The 22,339-nt window shown below is 48.8% G+C and carries 17 protein-coding genes; 2 read left to right on the top strand and 15 right to left on the bottom strand.

The window, feature by feature from the left end:
• Positions 1-11 precede the first annotated feature (11 nt).
• From BUB73_RS03075 to hisE, 9 genes are all read right to left on the bottom strand, one after another.
• Positions 12-764, bottom strand: coding sequence for a lysophospholipid acyltransferase family protein (locus BUB73_RS03075; RefSeq protein ID WP_073238012.1), 753 nt, complete (start codon positions 762-764; stop codon positions 12-14).
• A 111-nt stretch (positions 765-875) separates the two neighbouring features.
• Positions 876-1,877, bottom strand: a complete 1,002-nt coding sequence (gene pyrC, locus BUB73_RS03070) for a dihydroorotase (RefSeq protein WP_073157746.1) — start codon at positions 1,875-1,877, stop codon at positions 876-878.
• Between the two features lie 157 nt (positions 1,878-2,034).
• Entirely contained in the window at positions 2,035-2,850 is an 816-nt protein-coding gene (locus BUB73_RS03065; protein WP_083538298.1) for an ABC transporter ATP-binding protein, read from the bottom strand.
• Positions 2,850-3,728, bottom strand: a complete 879-nt coding sequence (locus BUB73_RS03060; RefSeq protein WP_073157744.1) for an MlaE family ABC transporter permease — start codon at positions 3,726-3,728, stop codon at positions 2,850-2,852. The genes BUB73_RS03065 and BUB73_RS03060 overlap by 1 nt, the downstream gene beginning before the upstream one ends.
• Positions 3,728-4,366: a ribosome biogenesis GTP-binding protein YihA/YsxC gene (yihA, locus tag BUB73_RS03055; protein ID WP_073157742.1), complete on the bottom strand. Its 639-nt coding sequence runs from the start codon at positions 4,364-4,366 to the stop codon at positions 3,728-3,730. Before yihA ends, BUB73_RS03060 begins: the two co-directional genes overlap by 1 nt.
• Positions 4,363-4,959: a recombination mediator RecR gene (gene recR / locus BUB73_RS03050; protein WP_083538296.1), complete on the bottom strand. Its 597-nt coding sequence runs from the start codon at positions 4,957-4,959 to the stop codon at positions 4,363-4,365. The genes yihA and recR overlap by 4 nt, the downstream gene beginning before the upstream one ends.
• Positions 4,956-5,819 carry an EAL and HDOD domain-containing protein gene (locus BUB73_RS03045; RefSeq protein WP_073157739.1) on the bottom strand — a complete coding sequence of 288 codons (864 nt, stop codon included), beginning with the start codon at positions 5,817-5,819 and terminating at the stop codon, positions 4,956-4,958. The genes recR and BUB73_RS03045 overlap by 4 nt, the downstream gene beginning before the upstream one ends.
• 169 nt (positions 5,820-5,988) lie before the next feature.
• Positions 5,989-6,828: an ATP phosphoribosyltransferase gene (gene hisG, locus BUB73_RS03040; protein ID WP_073238009.1), complete on the bottom strand. Its 840-nt coding sequence runs from the start codon at positions 6,826-6,828 to the stop codon at positions 5,989-5,991.
• Positions 6,825-7,085 (bottom strand): phosphoribosyl-ATP diphosphatase, encoded by a 261-nt coding sequence (hisE, locus tag BUB73_RS03035; protein WP_073157733.1) that lies wholly within the window; start codon positions 7,083-7,085, stop codon positions 6,825-6,827. The genes hisG and hisE overlap by 4 nt, the downstream gene beginning before the upstream one ends.
• A gap of 131 nt (positions 7,086-7,216) precedes the next feature.
• Here hisE and BUB73_RS03030 point away from each other — a divergent pair, with 131 nt between their 5' ends.
• Positions 7,217-8,272 carry a hypothetical protein gene (locus tag BUB73_RS03030; RefSeq protein ID WP_073283490.1) on the top strand — a complete coding sequence of 352 codons (1,056 nt, stop codon included), beginning with the start codon at positions 7,217-7,219 and terminating at the stop codon, positions 8,270-8,272.
• 50 nt (positions 8,273-8,322) lie between these two features.
• Positions 8,323-9,549 carry a hypothetical protein gene (locus BUB73_RS03025; RefSeq protein ID WP_073283488.1) on the top strand — a complete coding sequence of 409 codons (1,227 nt, stop codon included), beginning with the start codon at positions 8,323-8,325 and terminating at the stop codon, positions 9,547-9,549.
• Positions 9,550-9,644: 95 nt separating this feature from the next.
• Here the strand turns inward: BUB73_RS03025 and BUB73_RS03020 are convergent, their stop codons facing one another.
• The 6 genes from BUB73_RS03020 to BUB73_RS02995 all read right to left on the bottom strand — a co-directional run bounded on the left by BUB73_RS03020 (position 9,645) and on the right by BUB73_RS02995 (position 22,254).
• Complete coding sequence (locus BUB73_RS03020; protein ID WP_073157724.1) at positions 9,645-10,382, bottom strand: tRNA (guanine(46)-N(7))-methyltransferase TrmB; 738 nt, start codon at positions 10,380-10,382, stop codon at positions 9,645-9,647.
• Positions 10,382-11,632: a carboxypeptidase-like regulatory domain-containing protein gene (locus tag BUB73_RS03015; RefSeq protein WP_139259095.1), complete on the bottom strand. Its 1,251-nt coding sequence runs from the start codon at positions 11,630-11,632 to the stop codon at positions 10,382-10,384. The genes BUB73_RS03020 and BUB73_RS03015 overlap by 1 nt, the downstream gene beginning before the upstream one ends.
• Before the next feature lie 35 nt (positions 11,633-11,667).
• Positions 11,668-12,525, bottom strand: a complete 858-nt coding sequence (locus tag BUB73_RS03010) for a TIGR02147 family protein (protein ID WP_073157948.1) — start codon at positions 12,523-12,525, stop codon at positions 11,668-11,670.
• Positions 12,526-12,639: 114 nt separating this feature from the next.
• On the bottom strand, positions 12,640-14,757 hold the full coding sequence (locus BUB73_RS03005; RefSeq protein WP_073238000.1) for an ATP-dependent DNA helicase: 2,118 nt from the start codon (positions 14,755-14,757) through the stop codon (positions 12,640-12,642).
• Between the two features lie 11 nt (positions 14,758-14,768).
• Positions 14,769-18,554 carry a UvrD-helicase domain-containing protein gene (locus BUB73_RS03000; protein WP_249269362.1) on the bottom strand — a complete coding sequence of 1,262 codons (3,786 nt, stop codon included), beginning with the start codon at positions 18,552-18,554 and terminating at the stop codon, positions 14,769-14,771.
• Position 18,555: 1 nt separating this feature from the next.
• Positions 18,556-22,254: an exodeoxyribonuclease V subunit gamma gene (locus BUB73_RS02995; RefSeq protein ID WP_073283485.1), complete on the bottom strand. Its 3,699-nt coding sequence runs from the start codon at positions 22,252-22,254 to the stop codon at positions 18,556-18,558.
• Between the last annotated feature and the right edge of the window lie 85 nt (positions 22,255-22,339).

The following is a 22,339-nucleotide window of genomic DNA, read 5'->3' as shown; positions in this document are numbered from 1 at the left end:
TAAGCCTCCTTTTATGCTTCGGCCTGGGCCGCTGCCATTTCCGCCTGCTTATAGGGCAATGCGGATTCAATCAAATCGTGTACTTCGTCGCGGAAGTCTGCCATAGGTTTATCGGCGTAATCTTCGTATTTGTAAACCGGATGGACGACAATCTTGACTTCACCGGGAACGAGCGAAAACTTCGTCTTGGACAGACGTTCGCCGGTTCCAATTAATGTAATTGGCAAAATTGTAAAATGTTCTTCTTTCGCCATGCGAAATATTCCATTTTGGAACTTCAGCATTCGGCCATCGGCACTACGGTGTCCTTCGGGGAACACGCTGATGGTGTAGCCCTTGGAAAGTCGGTCACTGACCAGCTTGCCCATGCCGGCATTTTTCTTGGGATCCTTGTGGTTTACTGGGATACAACCTACGTGGTTGAGGACCCATCCGAAAATGGGGATGTTCCAAAGTTCGCCCTTGGCGATAAAGGAGCTAATGATGATGCCCGGCCAGATAACGTTGATGTCCAGGAAACTCTGGTGGTTGGACACGATAACGAAATTGGTACCTTCGGGGATATTTTCTTTGCCGATCACGTTCAGCTTGATTCTAAAAATCTTGAACAGTACGTTAAAATAGGTGATACAGACACGGGTACATTCTTGCCATTGACCCAAAAGTCCACCACGGAAAAGCATGTAGGGGACGCCGATGATGATAAGGGAAACGGCGATGGTCAGGTAATAAAGTATTGCTCTAATAAAAGATACAAAAGCCATAATTGGAACCTTAATGTTGTGATGCGATGGGTCCTTGTTCTCTTGTAGACAATCTACATAAAAAAAGGGACCCCTGCGTCATCAAGGGTCCCGTACTAGATGTTTTTTAGCTTATTTCAACTTCCATTCCAAGGTTTGGCCGGCTGCCAGGGGAACCACTCCGTTGACGACCTGGGGAACAGTCCAGTTTTCCTTGACCACTTCGATTTGACTGGTGGTTCGGGGAAGTCCGTAGAAGTCTGCACCGAAGCCCGCGATGAAATTGGCTAGCTTGTCCAATGCACCTGCCCGGTCAAATTCCTGCACGAGAAGCGGGATGGCTACGGGGGCGCTATAGACGCCAGCGGCACCGCAGGGGCATTCCTTCTTACCCTGCTGATGGGGAGCGGAATCGGTGCCCAGGAAGAACTTGGGATTGCCGCTAAATGCGGCTTCGCGAATGGCGGCGCGGTCTTCGGGGCGCTTGGGCAGAGGTTTGCAGAAGTGGTGGGGACGCAGGGCGTCGCCAATCACATCGTCCAGAGTCATCATCAGGTGATGAACGGTAAAGGTGGCTGCCACATTGGCGGGCAGACGCTTTACGGCTTCTACGGCCTTTGCACTGGAAAGATGTTCAAAGACTATCTTCAGCTTGGGGAATTTTTCGGCCAGAGTTTCCACGCGCTTGATGAATGCGGGTTCGCGATCCAGGCAGAATTCGCCCGGTTCTTCACCATGGACGCAGAGAATAAGGCCCAGTTTTTCCATCATGGCCACTACGGGGAATACGGCTTCGAAATCACTGATTCCGTCGGCGCTGTTGGTGGTGACGCCTGCAGGATAGTACTTGCCTGCCACGACACCTTCTGCCATCATGTCCTTTAGATCCTGTTCGGTGTAGTTCGGATTCAGCTTGAAGGTCATGAGGGGCTGGAAATCCGGGCGGACACTCTTGGCGGCTTCAAGAATCTGCTGCTTGTATTCCTTGATGGATGCGGCAGATGTCATGGGGGGCATGGTGTTGGGCATGATGATGGCACGGCCGAATTGTGCAACAAGGTCGCGGACATAGCCGGGCATCAGTTCGCCCTGACGGAGATGGGCGTGAAAGTCATCGGGTAAAGGAAGGAACATAATAGTGAACAGTGAATAGTTGGGAGTGAATAGTGAAGAGTTATGAGCGATGAGTTATGTGCTAAAGTTAGGAGCCTTCGGCGCGATTATCTAGCTCATTGCTCTCGGCTCAAAACTCACCGATGAAAGGAGCCGTAGGCGACCGCCCTCGCGCCTCTTATCCGCTTGTTCTTAGGTCTCGGAACAGTTCCCTGGAGATTTCGCTGTTGGAGGTTCTCCAGTATTCAAAGGAGTTGGGTTCCGTAAGAACTTTGCGGTGCAAGAAGCAAATATTGCAATCCAATTCTTTAGAAATCAGCAAGTCATGGGTCACGATGATGATTGTTGTCTTAAACAGCATTCGCATGTTGTCGATCAGAGGCAACAGGTTTCGGCGATTGTAGTTGTCCAGACCTGCGGTAGGTTCATCCATCAAAAGGAGCTTCGGGTCCATGGCCCAGGATCTTGCGATGGCCACGCGCTTCTGCATACCCATAGAAAGCTGGTGCGGGTAAAGGTCTGCTTCTTCACGGACTCGCATCAAGTCCATGGCCATGTTGATCTTTTCGTCGATTTCGTCGGGTGAGCCCATCTTGTGGTATCGCAGGGGGAGGGCGATGTTATCTCGCACCTTCAGATTGGAAATGAGGGCTCCATTCTGAAAAACCAGTCCTACCTGACGTTTTGCCACTTCCAGTGCCGTTAGACGTTCCGGTGGGATGTATTCACCAAAATAATATAGGTTCCCCTTGGTGGGGCGCACCAACCCTGCAATGATTCGCAGAATGGCACTTTTTCCCTGACCGGATCCACCACCGATACAAATAGTGTCGCCACGGGTCACGGTAAGATTCGCTCCGGTCACTAACTCTTTCTGGGGGTCGTCTTCAACTTTCTTGAAGAATCCCAAGGCTCGGGGCTTTGAGAAAATCGTTCCTGCCAGATCGTTGTAGGACAGGTGAATATCTTCCATTCTTAAAGCTTCGTCAATCATTAGATAATCGAGTTGATGTTGTTCATGTAGTCGACGAAATAGAATATAGAAAGCACTACGTCTGCGCACACAATATACAGGAAGGACTTGATAACGGATCGGGAGGTGGCCTTGGGGACCTGGCGGATGTCTCGCGGAATATTCAGTGCCTGGTAACAGGCGTTGGTTGTAATGATTGCCCCGAAAACGAGAGGCTTGATTATGATATAGACGAAATCTGTAAGGGTCAGTGCGCTCAGGATTTCAGTGGTCAGATAATCCCAGGTCAGCTGGATGTTGATGATATTTCCGGTGAGGGCGATCATGGCCTTGGTTACGAGGAACCCTGCACAGATGGCGCTTGCACTGAAGATGATGTTCATGAAAAACAGGGCGATGCATCCACCAAAAAGGCCCGGCATAACAAGGAATCGAATCGGGTCCACACCCATGGTGGCCAGCGCATCAACTTCCGAATTAATGACCATGCTTCCGATGTATGTGGTCAGCGAGGATCCACTTCGGCCAGCGATAAGGAATGCCGTAAGAATGGGCCCTAATTCTCGGATGATTACAATAACAATCAGACTTCCAACCACATCGGAGAAACCCATCCTGCCCATGAGGGAGATTACTTCGATGATGACGACTGTACCGAACAAGGTGGCCACGACGAACAATACCGGAAAAATTTCTACGCCGGTAAAGAACGTCTGGGTGATGATATTCTTGGTGTCTGTCTTGAAATTACGGTTGCGAGAGAAAAGACTGGTGATGGCGTTCCAGAAAAGAGCGCACTGCTGCCCAAAGGTACGATGCAGCAAGAACATTCCCAGGTAGTGGAATATCTTTGCCGGGGGGCTGAGCTTCTGCCAGTTTTTTGATCTCTTTGTTCTCACTAGACCTTTTCGCCTTGGTTCATTGCTTCAAGAATTTCAGTCCAGAGCTGGTCAAGACCGAATTTTTTTAGGGAGCTCACGCAAAGAGGGTTAGATTCAAGACCGAACTTTTCCTTGATGGAACGAAGTCCCTTGGCAAGTTCAGACTGATTGACCTTATCGCGCTTGCTGGCAACGATCAGCACGGGGCATCCTGCGGCGCGGATATTTTCCACGGCGTCGATGTCTACGTCATGTCCGCCGTGGCGGATGTCTACCAGATAGACCAGACCCTTCAAGTCCTTGCATTTTGCGATGTAGTCTCGAATGGCGGTGGACATCTGCTCGCTTTTGGACGAACTGACCTTTGCGTAGCCTACACCTGGTAAATCTACTAGAAAAAACTTGTTGTTGACTTTGAAGAAATTGATTTCGCGGGTTTTTCCGGGGGTAGAACTGACCTTGACCAGTCCGTTCTTGCCCATAAGTGCATTCATAAGGGAAGATTTTCCCACATTGGATCGTCCAAGAAATGCGATTTGAGGGAGGCGTTCCTCGGGAAGCCCTTTCATGTTTACGGCTGCCGTTACAAAGACTGCCGAGGTGACGGTGAAGCCGCCCACTTCAACGGGGGCTTGGTGCTTTACGGGTGCGCTCATAGGCTTACTCTTCCTTCGAAGGCTCTTAACATGGTGACTTCGTCTACAAATTCAAGATCGCTGCCCATGGGGATGCCGCGGGCCAGGCGGGTACGCTTAACGTTGACTCCGTTGAGCATGCGGTCGATCATGAGGGCGGTGCTGTCAGCTTCGGGGCTGGAACCTAATGCCAGGACCAGTTCTTCGATCCCTTCGGTCTTGATGCGGTTGACCAGTTGGTTTAAGTGGAGTGCCTCGGGACCGATACCGTCTAACGGAGAAATGACTCCCCCCAGTACAAAATAAAGTCCGCGGAAAATGCCTGACTTTTCAAAGGGGATGATGTCTGAACTTTTTTCTACGACGCAGATGGACTTTGCTCCTGCCCTGGCCTTGCAGGTGGGGCAGAGGTCTTCGTCGGTAAAGGCGTAGCAGTTGGGGCAATGATGAACTTTGGTAATGGCGTTCACCAGGTTCTCGGCGAAGCGTTCCACGTCGGATTGCTTGCGGGTGAGAATGTGGTAGGCCAGGCGTCGGGCTGTCTTTTGCCCGATGCCGGGGAGACCTGAAAATTCCCCAATGAGAGCTTCAAGACTTTGTGGTTCTACCATCATAGGCTATTTTCCGGTCTGGCGTATAACATGAGCAGCAACCATTCCTGAATGTGGCGCATACCAACCCAGACGACTGCATCTTTTATGTTGTCTATATGGTCGTGGGCCTGGCTGTCGGAATTGACGAACTTTAGAAGGTTTGCGGCAATTTCCGGATGTTTGTCCAAGTTGCTGCAGAGTTCTTCTAGAGTGGGGCGGATCCGCAATAGCTGGAGCAACTGCAAAATGGCTGTAGATGTGGCGTCAATTTTTTGACCGGTGACCATTTCGGGTCGGGCGAAATAGAACCCTTGAAAATAATCGTAACCGGCTTCTACGCAACGCTTGAAGGTTTCTTCGTCTTCGACTTTTTCGGCTAGGAGCTTGATGTTCCTTGCCTTGAAGAAGGCGGCGGCCTTGCTCATGCTGTCTAGGCTGTTTTCTACAACGTCCATCTTGATGTAGCTGACGTAGGGGAACAGCGGGGCGAAGCGGTTGATGAAGTTCTCTTCGAAGATAAAGTCGTCCAGGGCGATTTCGAAACCCATGGACTTATACTCCTCGATGGCTTCGATGACGCGATCGTCCACTTCTACACTTTCGAGAACTTCCAGAACGAAATATTTAGGATTCAGCAGGCCGAATAAATTGTCCAGCAGCATGTTCCGGCTGCAGTTGACAAAAGCCTTGCTGCTGCCGACCAGACGCTGGATGCCGATGTTGTTCAGTACGTTCTCCAACACCTGTGCGGTTGCCAGCAAGTCGCTGGATATAACAGCCGTACTGCTGTTCGGAGAATCTCTGAACAGTAACTCATAGGCGCACACCTTGCCATCGCGGTCAAGGATCGGCTGACGGGCTAAATAAGCGAGTGATTCCATGGAGAGACGTGAGGTGCGAGGTCGCTCGCAAAGCTCGCTTTGAGGTATGAGCTGAACAATCGCGCCGAGGGCGCCCTAAAAAGAGCGCGAAGCGCCATGCTTTCACTCAAAGTGCCGGAGGCACGACCTCATTGCTCAAAGCCTTACGGAGTAAGGCGACCTCGTTGCGTTAAATTCGGGCGGACTTGATACCGAAGAGCAGGATGCTGCGTGCGCCTGCGTCCCAGAGCTTGTCCATGATGGCGTTGGCATCTTCCTGGGGCACCATGGCCTTTACGGAGTACCAGTCACGACCGTGGAGCTTGGCAACGGTAGGAGCATCGAGACCCGGGGTCAGGGCTACAGCCTTGTCGAGAACGTCTGCGGGGCAGTCGTATTCGATCATCATGTAGGACTGTGCGACCAGCTTACCCTGGATGCGGCGGATCAGGGTGTTCACTTCTTCCAGGTCGGTCTTCTGGGGGTTGCAGTAGAGGGCTGCGTTGGAGCGGAACAGCGGTTCGCCGATAATGCGAAGGCCAGCCTGCTTCAGGGTGGTACCGGTTTCCACCACGTCGACGATGGCGTCTGCAACACCGAGGCTTACGGAAATTTCCACAGCGCCTTCCAGAACCACAAAGTTCATGGGCTTCTTGTAGTAGCCTTCAACAATGTTGGGGAAGGAGGTGGCGATGGTAGAATCCTTCAGTTCGTCCAGAGTCTGGATGGGGCTTTCGTTAGGAACTGCAGCGCACATCTTGGAAGCGCCAAAGGGCAGGTCCAGAACCTTGACAGCCGGGCTCTTGGCTTCGGCGTTGAAGTCGATGCCGGTGATACCTGCGTCGATGATGCCGCGACCCACATACATGGGGATGTCGCTAGGGCGCAGGAAGAAAAATTCGATACCGTTCTTGGTGTCGATCTGGGTCAAAGTCTTGTAGGGCTTGGATGCCTTGTAACCGCAGGCCTTCAGAAGTTCCTGGGTGGGTTCAAAGAGCATGCCCTTGTTCGGGAGAGCTACTTTAATCATAGTTTAGCGTACACTTCTTCGAGGGTGAGACCTTTTTCTGCCATCATGCAGGCCACATAGTACAGAACCTGGGAAAGTTCCAGGCACTGGTCGTCGCGAGTTTCGTAACGGGCGGCCATCCAGCTTTCGCCGGCTTCTTCCACCAGCTTCTTGCCGATACCGTGAGCACCCTTCTTGAAGAGTTCAGTGGTGCTCTTGCCTTCGGGCATGGTTCTCTTGCGCTCGCAAACCAGCGCGTAGATTTCTTCAAACGTCATGATTGACCTCTTTTTGATATTTCTTTACGAGGTACAAGATAGAAAATTCAAAAAAGTCCACTTATGCATTTTGAATGTTCAATAAGGTTTAACGTCCTATTTTGCGGAACATCTATTTTATATTTGGAAATATGAAGTCTTTCGTGAAAGTTCTTGTTGCTGTGGCTCTTGTATTGGTGTTGGGAGTGTCACTTTACCAGTTTATCAGTTCTCGTGAAAAGGGGATTGCCCCGCAAAAATTGAGTTTCCCTGAAGCCCTTGAAAAAGCGGACCGAATGGAAGTGACTGCGGCGGGCCTTGGTAAAATTGAACGTAACAAGATAATTGATGGTCGGTTGTACCAGAACTTTGTACAGATACTCCGTGTCGGTCTTCTTTATGAACATCCGCAGGATACTCTCGAATCTGACTGTAAAGAGGGTACCTATATTACTTTGTATCGCGGTGCGGATTCCCTGGACAGATTCCGTTTTACCACTGCGTTTAACCGAGAAGGTTCGGTGGGATACTGGAGTACTCCCAGATTGCATAAGATTAATAAATTCCTGAAGGATGTGGGCGTTCCCTTTAGAGGTTGCAAAATCGAATCTGACATGGTTACTGAAAAATCTGAAAAGACCGAAGTAATGACTGTTCCCAAATTCAAGAAAAGACATGGGAAACGGGATGCTGATTCTTCTGAGATCCTGTATGAAGTAGACAGAGACGGTAACGTGTTTGAGTTGGGCGATTCTGTAAAAAAACAGGTTGCCGTAACGATGGAACTTTTGAACGAACTGATTTTCCCGGCCGATACGGCTCTTGGAACACCGCTTAGTGAACTTGTACGAGACTGCAACCGGGCCGAAGTGATTTTTAACTGCAATGAGGATTGTAAGAAAGAGGTTCGCGTAGCTTCTAAGAAGGTGGTGCTTGATTCTGTGCAGCTGGTGGAATTCAAAAAAATGTTGCTGAACCCCACGTTTGAAACTTTTGCTGGTTCTACTGTGTCTCGTGCCGAAACGGTTATTACTTTGTATAAAGATTCCGCCGAAGTTCTAGAACTTTGGACTATTGGCTCAGGCTTCGGAAATATTGACAAGCATCAGCGGGACAAGGATTTTGATAGAGGTGGCGCCTGGTATAAGAAAGAGCCCAAGGATTTGGATGCCTTCTTCGCCCCAATCAAGGCTGCCGCATTTGAATAGACATCCCGTTATTTCTATATTTGCCACCGATTTTTTTAAGGTGGAAGAAAATGAACAAGTTTGCAAAGAGTATTTGTGCTTTGTCCGCTGTGGCCGTGACGGGTGCCGCACTGATGGCATGTGCCGGCGGTTTCAAGGTCAAGGATCCGGAGTCCTTCAAGAATAAGTCCGGCGTGATTGGCGTGTTTCGCCAGGCCGCTTTTTATTGCAGCGATGTGAATCCCCAATACATGACTTTGGGCGACAAGCGAATCCTGGTAAAATCCGGTTGGAGCAGCGAACAGGACAACCTGTTTGTGAACGAAATGAATCCCGGCGTTGCAACTCTTTATTCCTACGAATATACTTGCGGTGAAAACGATAACAAGCTGGTTCTGGATACTGCCGATAATGGCAAGCGTCCGTTCCCTATTGCCGTAAAGATTCCGGATGACGGCTTCTGCAAGATTGTGATTTCCTTCCTGGAAAATGACAATCTGTTCTCTCACAATGACGCCCTGTTGCAGGAACAGTTTGAGAAGGAGAAGGTGGCCCTGAATCCGGATAATGTTCCTTACTGCGATATTATCGATACCAAGGGTAACGTGGTCTCCTTCGTCAATCGCGATTCTTTGATTGATGCCCAATATGAAGCAGCACTGAAGAGCGCTCCCAAGTTGACTAGCGATGACATTCAGCCCCTGGTGAACCTGGACCAGAATTCCAGCGTCGCTACCTTGAGCGGCGACAACACTCAGGTGATGTTGGTGACCTGGCACAATGATCCGGACCAGTTCAAGGATGGTCAGATCATGACCTTGAAGAAGGACTTCGTGTGGGCCTTTACCGACAAGGAATTCATGAAGTGGTTCAACGAAAATAAGGATGGCGTGAACAACTGGACTTTGCGCCTGAAGCAGCTCCTGGGCAAGGCTCCTGACTTTGACGGAACTTACTTTACCGTATTCTGGGTCCCCGTGAAGGATGTGTTCCGTCCGGCATTTGTTCCCGATCCCACCAATGACGTGATGAACGTGGCGTTCCCCAGCTCTTTCGAAGAAGACCGTAGCGAAAGCGCCATGTGGTTCAAGAAGTGGTTCGACAAGACTCGCTCTCAGGCCTATAGGCGCGAAGGCGGTTTCCCCTGGACACGTCTGGGCTATACATACGACTGGGGTCGTACCGATGGCGACAAGTATGGCCTTACCGAATTCATTGTTAGGGAAGGTGCCGAAATCGAAGTGAAGTTTACCCGTGGAACCAAGGGTTTCCTGGCCTGGACTAGGGACCGTAAATAATAGGGTTCTGCAGGTCTAGTACCGCTAACTTTTAAAAAGAGCGGGTTCACCATTTGAGTGAACCCGCTTTTCTATTTGAACTCAATTTGGGAATTCTATTTGCGGACTAGAGTTCGCCAGAGTTGCTGGCCTGCTTCCTTGAATTTTCGCTCGAATGCCGTTTCCGGATTTTCGGGATTGAAGGATTCGCAAACGACAGTGGCTGAAGTGTTCACGATGCGGGCTGCTTCTGCAAATTCCTGTGCATAGATGTCCCAGTTGGTACGAAGTTCCGTAACGGGACTCAGGGACAGCAGCGTAGGAAAGATGGGGTGCAGATGGAATCGTCTGCCGGCTTCGCTTTCCTTGGGCCAGGGGTTGGGGTAGAACACGGCGTGATGTTCGATGATCCAGTTGCCTGCAAGAACTTCTTCCTGGGCTAGACGCCAGAAATCCAGAAGTTCGGCTCGGATCCAGAATGCGTTGGCGGGCTGGTCTGTGCCTGCGGCCTGTTGCTGGTGCTCGTTACCGGCCTTGTTCAGGCGAACTGCAGACTTGTCCACTCCGATGACAGGAATGCCTGGAAAACGTCGGGCCAGATGTAGCGTGCTTTCACCTGCGCCACAGCCCGAATCCAGAACGATGCGGAACCCTTCGGCGTTGCCAGAGACCTTGTTCCCATTCTTCTCGTAAAAAGATTTGACGTAGTCCTTTGCGACCCCAAAAGCCTCGCGGGTATGGTCGGCTATAGGACGCAAAAAACGGGTCGCAATATACTTGCGAACCGTTTCGTCTAGATTTTTGTAAAGACCGTCTTGATTAGATGTTACCGCATGAACTGCGTTGTCTGTCATTACTTTTCCCAAATGCTCTGTCTGTCGCCACCAATCAGTTTGACATCATCCATCCAGAAGTCAACCGTATTAGTGAACTGCCAGGTCAAGATGGTGACGCAGCTGAGGCTACCCTTGGTTTCGTCGACGATGTCGGCGGTCGCCACGGTAACAGTTTCCCACTCGTCAGAAAGTTCCTTAAATCCGTAGGACTTGTTTTCGACGGTGATGGAACCGTTTCCGTCGGTAGGCTTCTTGTGTACTTCGTCTTCGATGATGAAGTAATAGCTGCCAGTACCTCTAACCTTAAAGCTAATGGAATCGACGGAAGAAAGGTCGTAACAGATAGACTTGTCGTTACTGCCGATGCCGACGCCCACATTAGCCCAGGGGTAGACCAGCAGGGCGCCCTTGTCGTCGGTGTTCGTGTCGCGCAAGGTGTCGAAATTGAAGGTGACGTGCAACAGACGCTGTTCACCGTCGTCGTACATCTTCAGGTATTCGCTGGTATCGCCTTTTGCAACGACAATCTCGGTACCTGCATCGATGATGACATTGGAATGATGAGACTGGAACCACCAGCCGCCATCACTGGGACCAAAATACTTGGGACCAAAACGATGCTGGTTGTTGCCGTCTTCGAAGTCGTCCAAAAGCAAGGCTTGGCGTTCGTTGGCAAAAGTGCTAGTGGAGGATTCCTTACCTGCATCAATCTTCAGGTATGTGCTGGTGGTATCCTTTGCCTTTTCGTTGGGAATGTACACCAGGTCGAAATGACCGGCGGGCAGGGAATCCAGAACGAATTCGCCGTTGACAACTTTTGCGGAATGGTCGAGGCCGCGAACCTTGATGGTTCCTTCATCGATGTAACCCAGGAAACCGTTGATGGTTGCCATATCGGCCAGGTTCACTGTTCCAAGATCTACTCCGGCGTCAGAAACCTTGACCTTTGTCTGGATGGCCTTGCCCTCGAGGGAGGCTTCCAGAATGTAGCTGCCGCTGGCAACGCCTTCAACAACTACCTGACCGTTCTTATCGGTTTCGGCGGTGTAGGCATCCTTGGAACCTTCGAGGCTTGCGCTTTCTACAAGCTTAACCTTGGCTCTTGCGGCAGGAGTCTTGTCGGCTGTTAAAATCTGTGCGGTAATGGCGTTTCCGGCTTCGGTGCCAGAGGGGCCGCCGCCTGCAACCTTGTCGTCAGAACATGCAGAAAGACCGAGGCCAAAGCCAAGGACTGCTGTAACTGCCAATGTTCTATAGGACTTGCTCATACCCAAAAAATAAAAATTTTTTCCGAATAGTTCCATCATCCCTCCTTCTTTGGCGGCTCGGAACCCGTGCAAGGGTCATCCACTTTGTTGGAGAGGGGGAACATGGCGATATTCAGTGCGTAAACTCGGTCGGCGCGTTCACTCTTGCGGGCGAACTGCAGAAGTCCGCGGCGGAATTCCTCGATGCGGTGGCGGATTTCCGGCAGATCGGACTCGTCTGCGGTAAATACCACGCTGGAAATGTCACGGTCTTCGGGCTTGTGGCGGTCGATAGATTCCAGGGCCAGTTCCATGGTATGTCTATGGAAGTCGCGGACAGCGGTGCTTTTGACTTCGCCGCCGGTACTGATAATCTGGTCGGTAATGTTCCATCCGCCGTTGCCGTCGGGTACCACCAGGCCCAGCTGCTTCATGACGCCCAACGCGTTGCGGGCTTCATCCTGGGAAATGGCGGGATTCAGGTTGGATGCCAGCTTGTTGATGTCGCTGGTGTCCTTGGTAATGCCGATAAGGGCGCGTAGAGCTGCGCATGCCCAGCTGCCGAAGTAGGAAAGTTCCGGTGTAGAGAGCACTCGGGTTTCCAGGGAGCGCAATTCCATAAGGCGGTAGTACAGTTCGGAAAGAGCCTGCTTTGCCTTGGTCTTGTTAAAGCGGTAAAGTGTCTTGAAATATTCCGCACGGCGGTCGTCGAGTCCGCAAAGGCGGATGAACACCGGCAAGGTGCTTTCGTTCAGGTGTCCCTCTTTCTGGAACACGCGAACAAGCCAGGCCGGGTCAACGCCGGTCTTCTGGCCAAGATAGCGGTATGAGGTGAAAGGATTGTCTTTTTTCGTTTCGACAAACCAATCTCTCAAAAACTCACGATACTCTAGATACTCTAATACTTCGGGCATGTTCATAAATCTAAACAAAAGTAGTTACATAATGCCACTCTGGAAACCGGGTGTTGAGAAATGCCGTTGAAAAAAATACAACGAAGTGTAAAAATGCCTTTTTTTTGGAAAAAACTACAACTCAATCCCTGTTTCGCGTTCGGTGACCGTGCAACAAGCCGCCTTGAAGGTCTCGGGGGAGGCTATTATGGTTACAGATTCCTTGGCGCGGGTAATGCCCGTATACAGAATTTGGTTCGTTAATAGGGGGTGGCCCTTCTGCTTTGGGAGGTACATGGTTACATGTTTGTATTCGGATCCCTGGGATTTATGGATGGTGATGGCGAAGGCGCTTTCAATGGCTTCTTCTGGCAAAACCGCAATGGGATAGAATACATAGTTGTCCCTTTGTATGTTGGAATCCTGAGGTGGCGCTTTTTTTAACATCAGGTAGGGAGTATGCCCATCAAAAACTACAATACCGGTATCACCATTGTACAACTTGTACATTTCTTGGTTCTGGGTGATAATCAAAAGTTGACCGGGGAAATATCCGGAATCCTGAATGGCTATAGTTTCGGTGGGTTCTGTTTCTCGCGCAGTCTGTTTGGATTTCTTCCAGAGGCTGCGGAGTTTACTGCAAGCTTTCTTGTTCAGGTTTTCAACACCGCGGGGGCCGCGACGTTCTGCCGAAAGCATGCGCTGGGTGAGGCTCAAGTTCCAGAGTTCATCACGGAGTTCTGTTTCGCCAGTGGCCTTGTTCGGGTGAACCTGTTCTGCTAACTGGGAAAGTTTGCTGAAGTTGCTGACCCAGGCATTTACGATTTTTTCGATGCGTTTTTCTTCGATCTTTTTGGCGGTCTTACATTCGCTTTCGGATTCCAGTCGGTAATATGAAACCAAGTCCTTCATCTTTTCGGAACCGTTGTCTGCACTAGACATTGTATCGCCTTCGGAACAGAGGGCCGGATGCAACAGGAAATTATGGGGCTTGAAGTTGCCGATGTCCTTGGTTTCGGCTACAGTCTTGATTTCGTGAGCCAGGCGTCCGATGAGGGAATCATCGGTAAAACGGTTTGATATTTCTAGTTTGACAGTAAAGTTGCGAGCGCTGTTTTTGGCCTTTAGGATTTCTCCCAGAACTGCTCCCGAATCCACAGAGGGCAACTGGTACGGATCACCAAGAATAAAGAGGCGTGCACCTTCGGGAATGGCCTGCAACAGGGCGGCGAACATTTCAATATCGATCATGCTGGCTTCGTCAATGACGAAGATGGAATTTTTGGAAAACTGTTCATTCTTGTTGTAATGAAAGTCGCCTTTTTCTCGGGAGAATTTCAGCAAACGGTGAATAGTGCTGCTTTCCAGATCCTTCAGCTTCTTGAATATGGGAGCGCCTTCTTCGCTTTCACGGATTTCGTCGTTGATGGCGGAAAGACCATCAGAAAGGCTTTCTCGCATACGGTCTGCAGCCTTGCCGCTGGGGGCTGCCAAATAGATAGACCAGTCCAGCATATCGCTGTTAGATTGCAATAGCTTCCACAGGATGTAGAGAACCACGGTGGTTTTACCCGTACCCGGGCCACCTGTAATAATCAAATTCTCAGAAAGTCCGCGAAGGATTGCCGTTGCCTGTTGTTCATTGACCAGGAATGGTTTACCGTTTATAGGCTTTCTAATTTTTGAAATTTCATCAATGCATTTCTTGATTGATGTAGCAGAAGGGTTGCTGCCGTTCTTGAACAGAAGTGCTGCCGACTTTTCAATGAGACATTTTGCATTGAAATGCTTGGCAAAATAAAGGTAGGGCGTTACGCCGGTGGTGATGATAAATGGCTTAGAATAGTTATCATTGTCAATGGCTTCGTTTACCAGGCGTCCTTCTACGATTTCAGAAAATTTTAGGCTCTTGAATTCGGAGATTCCCGCGTCTATAATGTCCAAAAATTCCTGCGGTGCGTGGAAGTTGTTTTCGTCTATTTCTGTTTCAGAAGCGCTGATGCTCAATTGCACAAGGCCTTGCCACTTCTTGGACCACATTTCAAAAAATTCTTCGGCGATAAGAGGCAGGCGGGTATTGCCATCGTCCAGCAACGAAAAGCAGAGAGCGAGAAACTTCTGTACCTTCAGGCTGATATCCGGCTGAATGTCAAACAGCAAAGAGAGAAGGTGCTTGTCGATGGCGGAAATCCCACGCATTTCCTTTAATGCGTTGTAGAAATCTTCAAAGTTTTCTGTTTCAATAAAGTTCATTATGTTGCCTCCTACTTGCTCATCAATTTTTTGATTTCGCCATAGGCATTTTTAAGATCGTCATAACATTTCCAGGTCTGGGCGTAAATTCCCTTGCCTGTTCCGCCCTGGGTGCCGCGGACAAATGCGTAGTAGATGCCGCCGAAATGCTTGTTGAAAATTTCTTCTTCAGTCAGGTTTTCTGCAGTACCTTCTCCATAGAACTGTTTCAGCCATTGAATAAGGCAGTAGCTGTATAGCACTCGTTGAATGGAATAGTCTGCATCAACGCGTTCCTTTAAGGCTTCTGGCGTATAGCGATTTTCCTCCAGAACGTCGGATTTCCAGTCCAGAATGCTGTAGAGGTTGTTGCCCTGGGCATCAGTTCGCACGAACATCAAATCGATAAAACCCTTGCAGAATCTGCGGAGCTCTTCGGAGGTTCCTGCATTCAGGTTGAACTGCATTTCAGCCTTATGATTTTCCAGAGGAATTTCTGTTAGGGTGAAAAATTCTCCTGTAGCGCAATTTCCTGCGATGGCGGGTAGTTTTGCATTCAGTGTATTCCACAAGTAGGCAATGGCGATGTCAGTCCATTCCTTCTTGTGATTCCAAATAGGCAATGCCTCGTTCTTGAATTCTTCTTCGACGACATTTATGCATTTGGAATCTGCCAAGGCACTTTCTAGAGTAGGGAGCTGTTGTCCGATTTCAAAGAACTTGGCTCGTTCAAAGACATGGTGGATGGCGTTACCCAATTTGCTTCCGCGAGGGAACTTCTTTAGATTTTCTTCGTAGTGGCTCTGATAATCGCGAGATTCCTCGTAGGCAAGGGTACAATCTAGTGCATTGACATCAATACTCTTGATGGAGACCTTGTTCTTGCCTGCAACATCAGCCACAGAAGATTCTTCGTTGCCGTCTTGATCGATGGGAGTATCGTCTTCGTTGCTGATGCCGTTGTCGGCCTTGCCCGAAAGGGATGAGTAGGAATACTGCATAATGCAGGCCTGAGGCACATGCTTCTGCAGGTCTTCCATGATGCCTTTTTGTTCCTGAATCAGCTCTTCGATATTGTCTGTGGATTCCGCAGAGGAACTGTTTTTGCTTAATGGCTGCAGAATATATTCCCGTACGAGTTTTTTCTTTTCGGCAATGCTCCAATCGCTGTCTGTTTTTAGAATTGTGTAGCAGGGATATTCAAAAACGCTGTTTTCAGCATTTTCGATACATACGGCATTTTCACAAAATTCCTTATGGGAATCATGTAGAAACTTGAATTCTGGTTTAACAGAAATAATGGCTCCGCTCTTGTCCTTTTTGGTCCAGTTTTCGTAGCGAGGTAGCATTAGAATAGATGATGCTCGTGTAAAGTCCACGTAGAACAAACGCTTCCATTCTTCCAGTTCTTCTGCCTTGCGAATTTCCTTGGCGTCGCTGCCTAAGCCCAAATGGATTCCATTGTCGTCATGATACAGGAAGGGACCTCTAGAAAGATTATTCACGCCCTTGAATCCTGCCACAGAAATTACCACGGGGAATTCCAACCCCTTGGAGGCGTGAATGGTCATGACCTGAACGGCATCGTAGTCGGTTCCCTTTTCAACGAGGCTTCCGTCTTCATCGTCGGCGTCATCACGGAATGCAGCCAGTCCTTCCAAGTGACGGACTAGATCTTCCAGGGAACAGTTGTGGCTATAAAGGAATTCTACGGCGTAGTTTCCGATCTGACGGAGCTTCGCCAAATTTTGCAACTTGGAAATATCCATTAGACGTTGCTCAATCTGGGTGTCGCTATAAATACGCTCCAGCATTTCGGCGTATCGACGCTTAAGAGCCAAGTCTCGCCAGACATTCAGCAGTTTGCGTTCCCTATTATTGGGGTCGTCAAAAACCTTGCTGTCAACATAATGAAGTTCATCCATGCTGTGATCTTCAGAAGAATTGTCTTTTTTGGTAAAGACCGTCTTAAAGAAATCGGTAATGAGAACTTCACTTAAAAGTTTACGGTTCCATGCAGAAAAATCCGGAGCATTCAAGGCACGGAACAGGGCTATCCATTCGGCACATTCACGGCTGTTAAACAGGTTGTTGTCTTTGTAACGACTGAAAGGGATGCCTGCGTGTCGCAGTGAATCTTCCATGACCTCCATTTCGCTGCGAGTACGGGCCAGTACGGCAAAGTCCTTGAAGGAAACGTTGCGGTATTTGCGACAATCTTTCTTGTCGAAAACCTGGAGCTTGGTCTTTCCGTTTTCGAAGGAACACCAGTCTACGATTTTTGCCACAGCGGAACGTGCGAAATTCAGACTGGAAATTTCGTTTTCGCTAATCCAGATCGGTGCAACTTCCTTGCCGCTTATCATAGGCGGAACTTTAACTTGGCTTTCGTTGGTAGGAGCACCAGATGGTTGGAATTTTACCAGTTCGGGAGAGCTTTCTGCAGGAGTAAAGAAACTTCCCTTGAACAGTTCGTTGCAACCTTCAATGATTCCCGTTGTAGAACGGAAGTTGTTGTTGAGAGAAGTTCCGTTGTTGATTTCCAGGATCGCTTCCTTATAGACGTTTACGTCGGCTCCCTGGAAACTATAGATGGATTGTTTTGGATCGCCTACCACAAAAATGGAATGACCTTCGACGGCCTTGCCCTGATCTTTCAAAAAGATTGTGCGGAAAATATCCCATTGCAGTTTATTGGTATCCTGGAATTCATCAATGATGGCGAAGTTGAACTGCTGACGCAATTTTTCCTTGAGATTGTCACTTTCGGTGATAGCCTTATGTACCGAAAGAATCATGTCGTTAAAGGATTGCCTTTTGTCATCCTTCTTTGCTTTTTGCCACTTGTCAAAAAGTATGGGAATCTGCTTGCAGAGAAATTCCTCGTACTGGGCGCGATAAAGGTGTTTTGGGGCGCTCTTGATCAGTTCCTTGATTTCCTTGATTGCATTGAAATGGGGAAGGGTTGTCTCGGAGAATGATTTTGTTGTGAATGAGTGGCCGTTAAAAAGAAGGTCCTGACTTTCGTTGGTCCATGACTTGATTTTTTCGGTGAACTCCGTGGCTCTTTTTTCTGTATTAGAAACGCTGTCGAAAAAAGTCAGCTCATCTTCAAAACCGGGAATACACTTCAAATCGTTATAACAGGTGGCTTTAGAAATTTTTTCAAGAGCGCTTAGGGGGACCTCCTGACCATTGATTTTCGGAAGACTGGGCCCGTCTAACGGAATGATTTCGCCTTTTTTACAACAGCCTTTATAGTTGTTGATGGCGCTGACAATGGTTTCCGTTAACTGGTTGGTCAAAGATTCTGTTTTTTCAGATGCGAGAAGTTTCTGGAATTTTTCGTCATTGACCCACTGGTCGCGAATATACTGTTCTACCAAGGTGGTAACCGCGGCATCATCGATCATACCCATATCAAAGGGGCGGCCCGCGTCGTAGGCGTATTCCTTCAAGGCCTTCTGACAGAAGGAGTGGATGGTGAAGATCGCTGCGTTGTCAACATCCTGGTTTGCCTTGGCAAAAAGGGACAATACGTCCTTGGAAAGTTCCGGTTCGTCAGAGTCATCCTTGTTGATTTTTTTGAATTCAAGGACTTCGTTAATCTTTTTGCGGATACGGTCCTTTAACTCACCCGCAGCTTTTTCGGTGTAGGTGACGATAAGAATCTTTTTGAGAGGCGTGCCTTGACTAATCAGCTTGGATACCATGAGCTGAATGGTATAGGTTTTGCCTGTCCCTGCTGACGCTTCGATAAAGAGGCTGTGTTTCGGATCAAAATTTTTCAGATTGAAACTTTTCAATGTGTCGCTCACCTTATGCCCCCTTCTTCGTTGCGGATTTTGTTCCCTTTGCTGTTTTAGCAGGCTTTTCCGGTTTTTCGTAGGCCTTGATTTCCATAAGGGACTTCATCTTGGCCTTCGCTTCTGCCCACTGCTCCTTGAAATTCTCGGAATCGAATCCCACATCCTTTACCGGATCGAAAAGTGCTTTCTTGCCGAAGTAGGACCAGGGACCATCCAATAGTTTTCCTCTGTACTCATATATATCGTCGCTTTCCTTGATTGTGTCAAGAAGGTCTGCGGGGACAGCCTTACTGTAAGGCATCTTCCTTGTCTTTTCGCAACCGTAGGCTTCGCTGTATATACGTTCCAGCATTTCCCTAGCTTGAACGGGTGACATTTTTACAGATGTTGTTGCAGGGCCACCGATATTCTCGTCGCAAGAATAAATGGAAATGCCAATGGTCTGTTCCTTATTTGCCGAGTCCGGATGCTTTTCGCATTTAAGGGCGAGAAGGGCCAAGGCCTTGATATACGGGCTTAAGTATTTACTGAAATTGATTTTATCGGCAGTGCTGTTAGATGTTGTTATAGAAATGATTTCGGTAACATCTCCCAGTTCCTTGTTGTTGCACCAGTCCATGGTTCCGGAAAGGTTCCACTTGGTTCCGTCACCACGCAATAATTGCAGATCTTGCAAACGGTCTTTATACGTCCAGCCGTTGCGGAGTTCCTGAATTTTTTCTTCGCCCATCTGGCAAAGAATAAGGTTCTTTTTTACGTTCAGGTCTTTCCAGATTTTTTCACTGAAAATCTGGTCGGGCATCTTGCCCTTCAGCTGACTATCCCTCTTGAATTTTTCCAGTTCGTCTTCCTTGCCCGAAAGTTCTGCTGCCAGCATCATTTTCAGTAAGTTGCTTTCTTCCAACTTGTTAAAGAAAATCGGTTCAAAAAATTCTTTTTCGGGATCGTCATCATCTTGCTCCATCATCATCAGGCCGATTCGGAACTCAAATGGGTCTTCCAGGAATTTGCACAACTGGAACAGAGAAACTCGTTCGGGAATCTTGATGGCAATGTTCTTGATGTCAGTAGACTCGTCACCTCGAACTTTTATGTTGGTGCGGGCCTTGGCATTTCCGTCGTGGACCATGTCTACGTAAGCCTTTTTGTTACGGAGGCTTCTGGGCGTAAATAGTTCTGTAGTGTCGCGGGTCTCGTCCAGCGAGATTGATTTTTTTTTCCATGCGATGCCATTCTTCAAAAGAAATTTCTGGATGTCATTGACGACGGACGTGGGGTAAAGTTCCGCATCCTTTTTAATGTCCTGGTCGACAAAGCTAATATGGAAGCTTTCGCTTACGCTCATGAGCTGACAGAGGAAGGCGTAGCGTCGCTTGGAGATAGGGGAGCCATCACCAGGCCAGGGGCGGCAGGATTTACGTAAGTCCAAAGTGTTCTGCTGCTTGGCTCCAGGGAAGTTGATGGAATCTCCACCAATAAAGAACAGGTGCTTTACAGGAATGATTCGGTTAGGGATGAATTTCATGAAGGTTATGCCATTCACGAACAGGTTACCGCAACTATATGCGGATCCCTGGGCTGCCGTAATCAGACTCTGCTCGATAATTTTCCATGAAATGGCCTCAATGCCGGTATCCAGCTGGTAGTGAAGATTTTCCACGGATTCCGTCACTCGCTTGAAGATGATGGTTTCTCCTCCAAGACCTTCGGGAGCGCCAGTCATGGCGAGCCATCCGTTTAGGTGATCGTTCAGCTTATTAAGATCCGCAATTTTTCCTTGGGAACCGAAGGCAATCCAGTCTCTTAAATCGTTAATGGCTTCTACAAAGCGGCAAAGGCTGGCGTTGTTGCTGGTGGCCATATCGGAGTACGGTTTTAGCGAGTCTTCCTCGCCAGAGAACTTCACCAGATTTTTTGTCATCTTGGCCAAAAGCAGTCGGCGGACTCCGTCGAGCCAGTCCTGTTTCTTTGAACTGCGGTCGCGATAAACATTGGTTTCTTCAATCCAGGTTTCCCAATCGTTAACTTCCTCTTCCTTGATGCCGCGGGTTTGCTGCACTACAGGATTGCGCATCAAGCTAAAGAACTGGGGACGTCCAATGGAGTTTCCCTCTAAAATAGAGAACAGATCCTGTAGGGCGGTTTCGGTTAAAGAGCTGTGGGCCGGTGAATCAACAATGGAAAATGGAATATGAAGGTAGCCGGAATTGTTATGGCCTGCCACGTCAGAAACCTTTCGGTCGGGAGTCTGGTCGAATACGGTCTTGATGGCTGTGCGGTAACTATCCAAGTCTGGTGAAACTACCAGAATGTCATTGATGCGGGCTCCGCTCTGCAGAAGTTTGCAGATGCTGGAATGCAAAGCTTCCACTTCACGAATTTTTGTGGGAGCTGCCGTTAATGTTAGGCTGTTCTCTTCTGTTGCCCCTTCGCCGATAATGTTGGTTCGGTTGGCGATAGCGTACTGCAATTTATGCAATAGGGTGTCCTGGGGCAAGTCGCTTGCCGATGAAGCACTCCCATTGCTTGCGTCAAAATCGAAATCGTAATTTGCGGCCTGACACCACAACTTGATGTTGTCGCGGCCGGATCTTCCCCAGGTGCAGAGCAGTGTGTTTTCGGACTCCTCTTCGGCGAGATTCTGATATTCTGGGATGTCGTCTGGATCGGTCGCACTGACTTCTGCAACGCTATTTCCCGCTTCGCCAAGATTTACATCCATGCGGCGTTTAACGCTGTTCAGTTCGTTGCCATTTTCATCGTTCCAGGAACCGTTAGATGCAACCCACCTGCGAACAATCTTATCGCTGGCAATATCTTCCCAGAATTCCATACAGGGATTCTGGATGTAGGCAAAAACGTCGTGCTCCTCGGCAAACTTATGAAGAATCACCCGGTAGAACTGCCCCATACCAGATAGACCGAAAATGAACAGGGGCTGGTCCTTGATTTTTTCCAGATGGAATTTGGCGATGCCGTTTTCATCGAAGCAACTGTAGTAAAGGAAAGGGATGGTCAGATAGGTAATCTGGTCATCATTCTTGCGTTCTGCCTCTTTCTTGAAAACGCGGGTGAGAAGGGAGTCCTTGTTACCGTGCTGGTGAAAAATGGCGGAGTACAATTTCTGCTGCCATTTTTCGCGGACCGCCACGTCTCCATTGCGGTTGCCTGTAAAGAAAGGTTGTAAATCGCCCTGTTTCCACTTATCGAGAATCCCATCGGCTGCACTGCCATCGGCGTTCTTCACAAAATCTCTGGGACGGCTCGTCTCGTATTCCAAAAACAATGTGGCGATTTTCTGTGCGAAATCAAAAAGATGGGTCTCGTCCAGTTTGCCCTTGCCGTCTGCGTCTTCCACAATCAAGTACCGACGGACTTCGTCGCCCAGCTTTTCGTAATTGTAGGATCCACCTTCTTCCATTTTCAGATAGGCGAGAATCACATTGCACAGCATATCTGCCGTCAGCTTCTTTTTGCTGTTGTCGTCACCCACCAGAATTTCCATGAGGAATCGGTCGATCATCATGGTGCTGAGGCCAGCCAGAGCGCCCTTCTTCTGAATCCAGCGGAGCCTGAACCACTGTTCCAGTTTTGGATCCGGAAACACGACTATTGGACATACGAAAGGGTTCTTCCAGCTGGTGGAAATGGCGTCGATCATTTCGTCGGCGAGGTTCTCGAGATTCAGTGCGAATTTTAAGTGAAGCATAGTGGGCAATATATTTTATAAAAAAAGGATTGTTCTATTTGATTATCGTTTTCAGCCCCGATTTTGTCAAATGATTTGGGAATCT

Source organism: Fibrobacter sp. UWH6 (assembly GCF_900142465.1).
Classification (GTDB): Bacteria; Fibrobacterota; Fibrobacteria; order Fibrobacterales; family Fibrobacteraceae; genus Fibrobacter.
Note: the sequence above shows the minus strand (reverse complement) of the source record. Positions and strands in the feature narration are given on the sequence as shown.